General features: G+C 45.6%; 11 protein-coding genes. 7 read left to right on the forward strand and 4 right to left on the reverse strand.

What is annotated here, in order from left to right; translation table 11 throughout:
- The 7 genes from A3GI_RS10835 to A3GI_RS0106870 form a co-directional block, all read left to right on the forward strand.
- Positions 1-207 (forward strand): hypothetical protein (locus A3GI_RS10835; RefSeq protein WP_018360720.1); only part of this gene is annotated, 207 nt, incomplete at its 5' end.
- A 335-nt stretch (positions 208-542) separates the two neighbouring features.
- Complete coding sequence (locus tag A3GI_RS0106845; RefSeq protein WP_018360721.1) at positions 543-2,720, forward strand: outer membrane beta-barrel protein; 2,178 nt, start codon at positions 543-545, stop codon at positions 2,718-2,720.
- 3 nt (positions 2,721-2,723) lie between these two features.
- On the forward strand, positions 2,724-4,259 hold the full coding sequence (locus A3GI_RS0106850; RefSeq protein WP_018360722.1) for a sensor histidine kinase: 1,536 nt from the start codon (positions 2,724-2,726) through the stop codon (positions 4,257-4,259).
- 8 nt (positions 4,260-4,267) lie between these two features.
- Positions 4,268-4,954: a response regulator transcription factor gene (locus A3GI_RS0106855; RefSeq protein ID WP_018360723.1), complete on the forward strand. Its 687-nt coding sequence runs from the start codon at positions 4,268-4,270 to the stop codon at positions 4,952-4,954.
- Between the two features lie 77 nt (positions 4,955-5,031).
- On the forward strand, positions 5,032-6,141 hold the full coding sequence (gene recF, locus A3GI_RS0106860) for a DNA replication/repair protein RecF (RefSeq protein WP_025079677.1): 1,110 nt from the start codon (positions 5,032-5,034) through the stop codon (positions 6,139-6,141).
- A 9-nt stretch (positions 6,142-6,150) separates the two neighbouring features.
- Entirely contained in the window at positions 6,151-6,441 is a 291-nt protein-coding gene (locus A3GI_RS0106865; RefSeq protein WP_018360725.1) for a DUF721 domain-containing protein, read from the forward strand.
- A 90-nt stretch (positions 6,442-6,531) separates the two neighbouring features.
- Positions 6,532-7,878 carry an MATE family efflux transporter gene (locus tag A3GI_RS0106870; protein ID WP_018360726.1) on the forward strand — a complete coding sequence of 449 codons (1,347 nt, stop codon included), beginning with the start codon at positions 6,532-6,534 and terminating at the stop codon, positions 7,876-7,878.
- Between the two features lie 275 nt (positions 7,879-8,153).
- Here the strand turns inward: A3GI_RS0106870 and rbr are convergent, their stop codons facing one another.
- The 4 genes from rbr to A3GI_RS11465 form a co-directional block, all read right to left on the reverse strand.
- Complete coding sequence (gene rbr / locus A3GI_RS0106875; RefSeq protein WP_018360727.1) at positions 8,154-8,732, reverse strand: rubrerythrin; 579 nt, start codon at positions 8,730-8,732, stop codon at positions 8,154-8,156.
- 100 nt (positions 8,733-8,832) lie between these two features.
- Positions 8,833-9,726: a M48 family metallopeptidase gene (locus A3GI_RS0106880; RefSeq protein WP_018360728.1), complete on the reverse strand. Its 894-nt coding sequence runs from the start codon at positions 9,724-9,726 to the stop codon at positions 8,833-8,835.
- A gap of 63 nt (positions 9,727-9,789) precedes the next feature.
- Positions 9,790-11,220, reverse strand: coding sequence for an aspartate ammonia-lyase (locus tag A3GI_RS0106885; protein WP_018360729.1), 1,431 nt, complete (start codon positions 11,218-11,220; stop codon positions 9,790-9,792).
- A 160-nt stretch (positions 11,221-11,380) separates the two neighbouring features.
- The coding region (locus A3GI_RS11465) for an NAD(P)(+) transhydrogenase (Re/Si-specific) subunit beta (protein ID WP_154647832.1) at positions 11,381-11,551 on the reverse strand (171 nt) is incomplete at its 5' end.

Consider the following 11,551-nt stretch of genomic DNA (forward strand, 5'->3'; position numbering starts at 1 on the left):
TTCAGACATATGGGCTTAGAGCAGGTCAAGATGGACTTCGCCTTTCTAGCTATGGCCTTTAATCTGAAGAAACTATGTGCTAAGGTTGCTCGAAAGGCGAAAAACACTCCCAAAAGACCTATATCAACCCTCAATCTCGGCCTCATGCGCTTCCACCTCCTCGAAAAACACAAAAATATCCCTCAAAGGCTAAAACCGGTGGCTTAACCAACCCCAAACCAAAACTAAAAGGAGCTGCGCCAAAATTCATTTTGACACAGCCCCTTATATATACACAAAAAACGAGCTGATTCTCAATAGAAGACGGTTTTTGCAAAAGCCGTCAAAGAAACAGCTGAAATTCTCTGCCTGATGGATAAAAATTCTTTGCCTGAAGAATTTTGAACGAAGTTAACTTGGATTTTTATCCATCAGGCAGAGAATTTTCGGGTATCAATCTGCAGAGTAAGACTGTTTAACACTCCGTAAGCCTTGCTTAAGGCACTTTATCACAGGCTATACATACTTTTACACATATCCAAACAGAAATAAAAGTTTGCCATATGAAAAGATTTGTTTTTAGTTTCATACTCTGCATCGTGCTCAATAACATAGCCGTTCAAGCCCAACAAGACGTTACGGATACAACGGCCCTCAAAAACAGTCAAACGGATACGACGGCAGCAGGAAGATTAGACTCCATTGCAAAATCCATCGAGCTAAAAGAAGTAAGGGTAAACACCTACCGCCGGATGGTAAAACTGGAAGGCGGACGGCTGAGTTTCGACCTGCCAGCAATGGTAAAAAATACGGGCGTTACGAATATCTACGAAGCACTGGAACGAATGCCCGGTATGTATAAATCGGGCGATGAACTGAAGCTTTCGGGAGCTTCGTCCTATACCATTCTTATCGATGGTAAAGCACCGGGAATTACACCGGCACAGATCATCAGGCTTTTGAAATCGATGCCCGTGGAACGATTGGCAAAAGCCGAACTGATGTATGCGGCACCACCCGAAGCAGGTGTGAGAGGTGCTGCAATCAACATCATCCTGAAAGAGAACAGCAACACGAAAGAATTAACGCAAGGCGTTGTCACTCTGCATTCGGATTATGAAAAATGGCTAAACTCAGGTGCCGGGATAAACCTTTACACAGTGAGGGGTCGGTGGCAAGCAGACTTTAATCTATCGGCAAATCCTTTTGCCAAAAGTCGCAATGGCGAAGACATGGAAACACGCTATACGCTGACCAACGGAAAAACCTGCCGGCTTTTCCAAAAAGACTACCGTGAAAGTAAAAAACCGAATTGGGGGCTTTATGCTTCGATGACATATCACGCAACGCAGAAGAACAAACTACGTTTACGTTATTATGGAACAGGACATCGATCGGAAACGGCTTCATCCTCTGTTTTCAGATTGGACGAAAACAATCCGATGCGCTCCTACACCGATGCCGGCAGAGATGGTTGCACACACTACACAGAAATGGATTGGACAGCGCCGAATCTGTTCGACTTATCCACTTATTATACTGCAGCCCGGCAGAACAGCAACACCCGGCTCCGTCTGCCCGAAAACGGTTTTGAACACCGGCAAATCAAAGATGAAGCGGCATTACGTATCCACACCCTGGGGGTAAAATTCAGCCGGAAAACAAAGAGCATGGGTAACATACAGATAACTTACGGTATCGGAGGACAACAGTCCGTTTCAAAAGTAAGCAGCAGGCAGTTTTCCGGCGAAGAAGCAATCCATACCAATAGCGAACTGAAAGAATCGCTCCGGCAAACATGGATAAACACGATCTGGAAGCCCTCGGAAAAAATCAGTCTGGAAACAGGTTTCACCATAGAAAACTACCGCCTGAGAATAAACGGGAAGCGTACACTGGCAAACCGATGGGACTTTTATCCGCAACTGACGGTCAACTGGGTTATCTCTCCCAAACACATCTTGATATTGAGCATGACAAGCGACAAAACCTATCCGACATACAGCGAACTGTCTCCCACAACGACGCATATCAATCCGTACAGCATAATTCTGGGTAATCCGGAACTCATGCCCTCGCGTGGATACTCCGGAGCGGTTCAATACATATTCCTGCAGCGATACATGATTTCGGCTTTCATTCAGCATACAAAAGATGATATGATGCAGGTTCCCTACCAGATGGCGGACAAAATACAGACTCAATTCAAGACGGTGAACTTCGACTATACGCAATATGCAGGCATAAACCTCACACTGCCTTTTGTCTTCAAGCAGATAAAAGGATTGCAGATCACATCTCAAATGAATGCCATGATACAAGGCAACAGACTCCGAAATTTTCATGGGATGGACGTAAAACACTCCATCCTTCTCGGGCAGGGTTCATTGACAATAGACTACAAACTGCCTGTAAAACCGGATATAACCTTGAACATCAGTGCTTCAGGCCATACGGATGCCATTCAGGGCACATTCGACATCGGGAAAAATGGAACGATTTCAGCGGGAAGCACTTATACATTTATGGAAAAGCGGGCTGCACTGAGATTGAGAATAGAAGACATCTTCAATTCTTCGGGTTCACATTTGAGGGTAAGATACGGCAATCAATGGAGTAACATGTACACAGTAGCATATAAACCGTCTGTTTCAATTATCTTTACTTACAACTTCGGAGGTTATAAAAAGAGCACCAACGACATCGATATACGACGCTATAATGCATCTAAAGATATTTAGTCTATGAACAGCAAAGGCCCCAAACATCACCTCGGACTACCCGTTTTAGTTTGCATTTGCCTGCTTGTGCTGGCAGTGTATCAGGGTATTTGGCTAACCGACCGCTACCATAAGGAGCATGACCGGTTGAGCGAGGAGGTAGCGGAGTGCCTGGCTCTGGCAGATTACACCGAACTTGAAAGCCGAATGCAGAAGCTAAGGAAAGACCCTGCATCACAGGGCAAAATCGATGTAAGCAGAGGTTATTCGGAAAATGGGCGCATGACACAGCAAGTTTCGATAAACTACAATGATACGGTACGCCCCAACCTTAAGATGAATTCGGCCTTTCGAGATACGGTTTCACTGAAGCGAATCGAAGACTTCCTAACCGTAGGGCAACTTTCTTACAAAGGCATCCACGCAGCTTTAGACCATATCACGGATATTGATTTCAAACTCACGGACAGCCTGCTGTCATATGCTTTGGAAGAACGTAACATCCATGTAGAACATCGTCTGTTTCTCATTCGTATACAAGATTCGCTGTTCCAAGCTACAGATTCGGCAACACTTTCTTCGCCTCTATACGCACCCAAACCAACAGGAAAAATTCTGGCAAGAGGAAAAGGCGATATGACTCCGGATCCAATAGATGATTTCACAGAATATAAAATACCGGTATGGATATCCACAAAAAAAACGGACTACCTCTTTCCGTTTGAATTTTCGATGCGCTTTGCATACTACATGAAAGTAAGCGGCCTATCTTTTTTAGCACTGAAAAACATGAACGGATTGATCATGTTATCACTGTTCACCATTCTGCTGACCATGTTTGCCATGACATATTTATGGAAAACGCTGCTCCGTATAGAAAAAATCAAAGAGATGGAGCGCAATTTTGTACACAATATCACACACGAGCTAAAGACACCGCTATCCGTGGCGATGGCTGCCAAAGAAGTTCTCCAATACGAAGAAAATCCGTTACCATCCGAAAAACGCACACAATATCTGAATATCATCGGTAATAAGCTGGAAGAATTGGGGGAACTGATCAATCAAATTCTGCTTCTGGGAAGAGCCGGGAAGAATCCGGAAACGGCGCGAACCATTCAAGTGAATGAATATCTGACAAAAATTGCGGAAGAGTTCCGGCTGAGAATACCGGGAAACGGTACTTTAGATTTAGAGTTGGACGAGAACCTTCAGATCGTTATACGTCCTCAGGACTTTAATGCCATAATCTATGCTTTGCTGGATAATGCACTGAAATATTCGATCGAAGAAATCTTCATTAAAATTACAGCTCGCACAAAAGGCAAGGGAAAAGTTGAAATTACGGTTTCGGATCACGGCAAGGGTATTCCTGCAGCAGCCCTGCCCTATATCTTCGACCAGTTTTACCGAGTGCCGGAAGGCGATGTGCAAAACGTCCGGGGATATGGTCTGGGACTAAGCCATGCCAAAGAACTGATGCGGCATTACAGTGGAAGCATAGACGTCAAAAGTACACCCGGCACAGGCAGCATATTCATTCTCCATTTTATAAAATAATATCATTTATGAACACCATAAAAGCTCTGTTGGCAGAAGACGAAGCCACCCTCTCCATGATCTTGTCGGACACGCTGGAAACACGCGGCATTACCCTGCAAACAGCTGCAGATGGCGAAACAGCATGGCAAGCCTATGCGGCACAACGGCCGGACATACTGATCGTAGACGTGATGATGCCTAAACTCGACGGTTTCAGTCTGGTCAAACGAATACGGGAAAGCGATAAAAATACGCCTATCATCTTTCTGACGGCAAGGGGAGAAATGGAGGATATTCTCCATGGTTTCGACATCGGGGCAGACGATTATATGTGCAAGCCGTTCAACATCCGTGAACTGGAAGCACGCATCAAAGCACTGGCAAGACGGCGGGGCTGCTATCCGGAAAAACCGGAAGAAGAAATACCGATCGGCTCTTACCGGCTCAACCGCACGACACAACAACTGACATTGGGAAACGGACAGGCGCAGCAACTCTCTTACCGGGAAAGCGAATTGCTTTGGACACTGGCCTCCAACAGTGGTCAGGTGGTGGAAGCTTATGACTTATTGATGAGGCTATGGGGCGACGATGATATCTACAACCGTCGGAGCCTGCATGTGTTTATCTCTCACCTGAGAGATTATCTGAGAAACGATGCTTCGGTAAGCATCGTTAACATCCGGTCTATCGGTTATAAACTGCTCTGTTAAGGAAAGCAAAAATACAATCGCATTTCAGCAGAAAAAGACACAGCATGTTGAGCGGCAAGTTGTTATCTTTGTACAATATGATTATCGAACAGCTCAACATCATTAATTTTAAGAGCATAGCCTCGGCCTCGTGCTCATTTTCTCCGAAGGTGAACTGCCTGGTGGGGCTGAACGGCATGGGAAAGACAAACCTTCTGGATGCCCTGCATTACTTGAGTTTTACACGCAGCCACCTGGGTATAAACGATTATTTAGCGGTACGACACAATACGGATATGGCCGTATTGGAGGGAAAATACCGGTCAATAAACGGAGACAGCCGTTCGGTTATGCTGAGCATACGGCCGGGACAGCGAAAAATACTCCGCCGAAATCAAAAAGAGTATTCAAAATTAAGCGAACACATCGGACACTTTCCGCTGGTGATCGTTTCGCCGCAGGACTACCAGCTCATCCAGGGCGGCAGCGATGAACGCAGACGTTTCATAGACCAACTGCTGAGCCAACAGGATGCTTCCTATCTGGCAGATCTGATTCAGTATAACAAGTTGCTTGCGCAGCGTAATACCATGCTCAAAAAAGAGGATAGAAATATACCGGTGATGGAGGTACTCGAAATGCAAATGGAACGTTACGGCACCTCCATAGCATCGAAACGGTTGCGTTTCATCGGTGAGTTCGTTCCTATTTTCCGCAAATACTACAGTTTTATCAGCGGAGACAAGGAAGAGGTGGACTTGATTTACAGAACCCAGATCGTACCGGAAGCTCCGCCCTTGGCCGAACAGATGGCCAAAGTACGCGAACGGGACTATATCCTGGGATACAGCACACACGGCATCCAGAAAGACGAATTACTAATGACTCTGGGCAACGAACTGATGCGCAAAATCGGCTCTCAGGGACAAAACAAATGCTATCTGGTAAGCTTAAAACTGGCGCAATATCGTCATCAACAGATGCACAACCCCGAATCGCCCATACTGCTGCTGGATGATATATTCGACAAGCTGGACAGCGAACGGGTGGAAAGAATCATACGCCTGGTAGCCGGCGACGAATTCGGACAGATATTCATTACCGACACGAATCGGAAATATCTGGATGAAATCATCAGGCAGTGGGGAGACGATTACAGAATTTTCCGTCTGGAGAATGGAGAGATAAACTCCTTTGAGCAAGTATAAACAGAAAAAATGAGAAGAGCCGAACCGCAACGATTGGGAGATGTACTGGACGAATGGTTGACGAACGAGCCGGAACTGCACGAACGGCTGATGGAAGCCAAACTGTTGCAAATCCTTCCGACAGCTCTGGGACCATTTGAAAAGTTTATTGCAAAAAAATATGTCAGGGATGGCATACTCTACCTGCGCATGCATTCGGCGGCAGCAAGACAACAGCTCATGACAATACGGGAGGAACTGAGACAAAAACTGAACGAACAGGTAGGCGTGGAACTACTGCGCGACATAGATATACGCTAAAACCGGCTGAAATATGCGATCGAACGGTATTTATCCCATAATCATTACTTATCTTTCGAGGAAAAATCCTGCTTAACTCAATAATATAGAATGCGTCAGATCAAAGATCTAACGGTTGGGTCGCTGCGACATCACCTGCTCAAGCTCTCGCTGCCCATCATGGGTACGTCTTTCATACAAATGGCATACAGCCTGACGGATATGGCCTGGCTGGGGCGTTTGGGCAGCAAATCAGTGGCTGCGGTGGGCATCATATCGGTACTCACATGGTTAGCCAACTCGATAGCGACCATTAACAAAACCGGCAGCGAAGTGACAGTAGCCCACAGTCTGGGAAAGGGCGACCATGAAGAGGCTAAAATTTATGCCGGGCATAACTTCATGATGTCTTTGGCAATAGGCATCTTCTTAGCCACACTCTTTTGGGTTTTCGAACAGCCTATTCTGGGTATCTATCTGTTGGAACCTGAGGTGCAGCAGTTAGCATCGGAATACCTGCACATTATCCTCACGGCACTCCCTTTCGTCTTTATGACCAACACCATGAGCGGTATTTACAATGCCTCAGGTATCAGTAAAATACCCTTCCGGATTCTGAGCCTGGGGCTAATCATGAACATGATTTTAGACCCACTGCTCATCTTCGTGTTCAAAATGGGCGTAGCAGGCGCGGCATGGGCTACATTTACCTGCCAAACAACCGTATTCGTACTCTTCGTATATCAGCTTTGGATAAAAGACAAACTGCTCGGCAGCATCCCGCTATGGATAAAACCGGTGGGGAATATTAACAAACGTATTCTGCATATCGGTTTACCCGTGGCAATACTCAACTCTCTTTTCGTTTTTGTGAACATGTATCTTGGACGGACGGCTTCCAAAGTGGGCGGACACATCGGGATAGCAACGCTCACCACAGGAGGACAGATGGAAGCAATTACCTGGAACACCTCTCAGGGCGTTACTACGGCATTGAGTGCCGTGGTGGCACAAAACTTCGGTTCCAAGAAAATCAAGCGAACTTTTTCGGCGTACAAAGAGGCCATACGCCTGACCTTTGTTTTCGGATTGATCGGTACGCTGCTGTTCATCTTCTTGGGAGAAGAACTGTTCGGCATCATCGTACCCGACCGCGACACCTACATAGCCGGAGGCGAATATCTGCGCATCAACGGCTATTCGCAGCTATTTATGATGGCAGAGATCACAACACAGGGGTTCTTATATGGCATCGGCCGTTCCATGCCACCGGCTACCATCAGCATAATCGGCAATTATGCACGTATTCCTTTGGCCGGGCTCTTTATCTCTTTGGGCTGGGGATTGGCCGGTATCTGGTGGGCTATCTCTCTCACAAGTATCTTCAAAGGATTTGCGGCTATCGGTTACTACTTGTATATCAAAAGGAAACTTGTAATCAAGGCGTTCGCAGAATAGTTACTTCCAGACAAAAGGGCGCTAAGCTCGTTTGCCTTTGTCACACCTACTTTGTTCGCAGAATAGTTACTTCCAGACAAAAGACGGAGTGTCATCATGTGCAAATCACTGCATTCCTTGCGACATTCGGCTTCGATCACGTACTTCGGTTACGCTCCCTTCAGCCTTCAGTCTAAACGCTTTGTACTTTACGCATTCTGATGCAACTAAAAGGGGCTGTGCCAAAAATGAATTTTGACGCAGCCCCAATTTCTCAAATAAAAAATGATAACCTTTCAGAGATTATCCTTCATAGGCTCGAAGTAAGAGCGGTCATGCAAACATGCGGGGCATTTTGCAGGAGCAGCCGTACCTTCAAACACATAACCGCAATTACGACATTGCCATTTGAGCTTTTCTTCGCGTTTGAAGAAATCACCGTCTTCAATACGGGACAGCAATGCCCTGTAACGCTCTTCATGCATCTTTTCCACGGTAGCTATCAGTTTGAAAGCAGCAGCTATTTCTTTGAAACCCTCCTTAGCAGCTACTTCGGAAAATTCGGGATAAAGCTCTGCCCACTCTTCATTTTCACCGGCAGCTGCAGCAGCCAGATTTTCGGCAGTATTGCCAATCTTCCCGGCCGGGAAAGAGGCTGTAATTTCCAGCATTCCTCCCTCTAAAAACTTAAAGAAACGCTTGGCATGCTCTTTTTCCTGGTCTGCTGTTTCTTGAAAAATAGCAGCAATCTGTTCATAACCTTCTTTTTTGGCTACACTCGCAAAGAATGTATAGCGTGTGCGAGCTTGAGACTCGCCGGCAAATGCTTTCAGCAGATTTTGCTCGGTCTGAGTACCTTTAAGACTTTTTTCCATTGTTCCGTTCAGTGATTATATTATAAAGTGATTACTTACAAATATAACCAATTAAATAGACTGTAGAAAAGTCTTGCCGGTGAATCCGGAATGAATAAAATCAGAACCGCCAGTCTTCAGAGGTGCGAGGTTTGCCGGGTTTGGAATTACCGCTTCTGTCTGTGTTCTGTTGGTTCAAAGGTTGAATATTGAATACCCCTCTGCCTTTGTAATAACGCTTGGCTTCAGGCATATATTTACGAATGGCGGCAATACGTTTTTCATCTGTCGGGTGCGTACTCAACATATCGTTTTTATTCCTGCTTCCCTGCGCCATCTTCTTCCATAAACTCACAGCGCCTTCCGGATCATAACCGGCCATAGCCATAAAAACAAGACCGATGCGGTCTGCTTCATATTCGTGCTTACGGCTGTAAGGCAAAGAAATAAAAACCTGGGAGCCTATACCATAGGCCTGACCGATAACCTGTTGAAGGGCTGCACTCTCACCGGCTACAGCTACGCCTAATACCTGTCCGCCCATTCTACGCAACATCTCATTGCTTATACGCTCATTGCTGTGACGTGCCACAGCATGTGCTACTTCATGACTTACCACGGCAGCCAGTTCGTCATCGGAATTCAACAAACGCAATAAACCCGTGTAAACCACAATTTTGCCTCCCGGCATACAAAAAGCATTGAGTTGTTTGCTCTCCACCAGATTGAATTCCCATGCCAATTCCTTGGCCCGGCTGTCCATGCCATTCTGATTGAGATATGCCACAGTAGCTCGTGCGATACGCGTTCCCACACGGTGTACCCGCTCTACATCATGGCGATTCTTACTTAACGGAGCTTTCTGGATAAAAGAGCGATACTGACTCTGACTCATGGCCAGTATCTGAGACTCCGACACCAAACTGATTTGTGATCTTCCGGTAATGGGAACCACGTTACATGCCGACAGTAACAAACTTATGAATAACGTCAGGCAAAAAAAATTCTTTTTCATGTACATTTCTATAAAGTTATAACTGCTCGGTATGCAACGTGGTTACCGAAAAACCTCGAAATCTTAGTGTTTGGGCTTAATATTCAATTTGACCGGACGGATCATGTTCTCCGGAGAGAGAATCGTATCCAGATCTTTCTTATCTAAAATATCGTGCTCAAGTACCAATTGATAAACGCCTTTACCGGTCTCCATGGCCTCTTTGGCTATCTTGGTGGAGTTCTTATAACCGATAATCGGGTTCAGTGCCGTTACAATACCGATACTGTTTTTAATATAATTCGAACATACATCTTCATTGGCTTCAATGCCGTCGATACAGAGGGTACGCAACGTATCGAATCCGTTAGCCAATAAATCAATGGATTCAAAGCAACATTGCGCCATTACCGGCTCCATAGCGTTCAACTCCATCTGAGCAGCATCGCCGGCCATGGTAACGGTAACATCATTACCCATCACTTTATAACAAACCTGATTCATCACTTCGGGTATAACCGGATTGACTTTACCCGGCATAATGGAAGAACCCGGCTGCATGGCGGGCAGGTTGATTTCATTCAAACCGGCACGAGGGCCACTGCTGATCAAGCGCAAATCGTTAGAAATCTTGTTAACCTTAACAGCAATACGTTTCAGTTCAGAGCTGTAACCGATCATTACGGATGTATCGCTGGTAGCACCGACCAAATCATCTGCAAGCTGTATATCCCAACCCGTTATATCGCGAAGGGCTTCGATAACGTAAGGAGCATACTGGGGCTCTGCACAGATACCTGTACCGATAGCCGTAGCACCCATATTAACCACTAAAAACTCTTCTGCGGCATGGTCGAGATTTTTCAGTTCGACTTCCAAAATAGATGCAAAACCGTTAAAAGTCTGCCCCAATGTCATCGGAACGGCATCCTGAAGTTGGGTGCGTCCCATTTTCAAAACGTGGGCAAACTCTTTGCCTTTGGCTCTAAGCGAATCGATCAAGGCAATCAAATGTGTGCGGAACTTCAGATGCGATGCATACAAACCGAGATGTATGGCCGTAGGATAAGCATCGTTTGTAGACTGCTCTCCGTTTACATGGTCATTAGGTGAAAGATACTGAAACTCCCCCGGATTGTGTCCCATGATTTGTAAGGCACGGTTACAAATTACCTCGTTGGCATTCATATTCGTGGTCGTACCGGCACCACCTTGTATCATATCGATGGGGAAATGCTCATGATGTTTGCCCTCCAACAATTCATGACAGGCCTGTACGATACCTTTCTTCTGTTCATCATTAATGATGCCAAGGCGATGATTGGCAATGGCTGCAGCCTCTTTCGTCCACGCAAGGCCATGAATAAACAAAGGATAATCACTCAGTAAAAAGTTGCTGATGCGAAAGTTTTCAATGCCGCGCAATGTCTGCACGCCGTACAATTTGTCCGCAGGTATCTGACGCTCACCGATGAGGTCGCTCTCAATACGATAACTTTGATTCTGCTTGTCCATTATTTATAACGATATTAAGGATTAATTATATAACAATGTCTGTTTTTCCAAATTCTTAAGGTATTGACAAATATACTAAATAAACACATACCATATTGTCGGGCAAAAAAAGACCATTCCCAATGATCGAGAATGGTCTCTTTAACTTTTACCCCGTTATTCAGAGAGTTCCGGAAATTTCTTTCAAACTTTCTTTGGCATCGCCCAGGAACAGGTAAACACCCTTCTCCTTGGCATAAATCGGGTTGTCCACACCCGCATAACCGGGTTTGAGATCGAAATTGCAAATGATGATCTCGGGACACTGATCCACATTCAGCACCGGCATTCC

Source organism: Porphyromonas macacae DSM 20710 = JCM 13914 (assembly GCF_000379945.1).
Classification (GTDB): domain Bacteria; phylum Bacteroidota; class Bacteroidia; order Bacteroidales; family Porphyromonadaceae; genus Porphyromonas; species Porphyromonas macacae.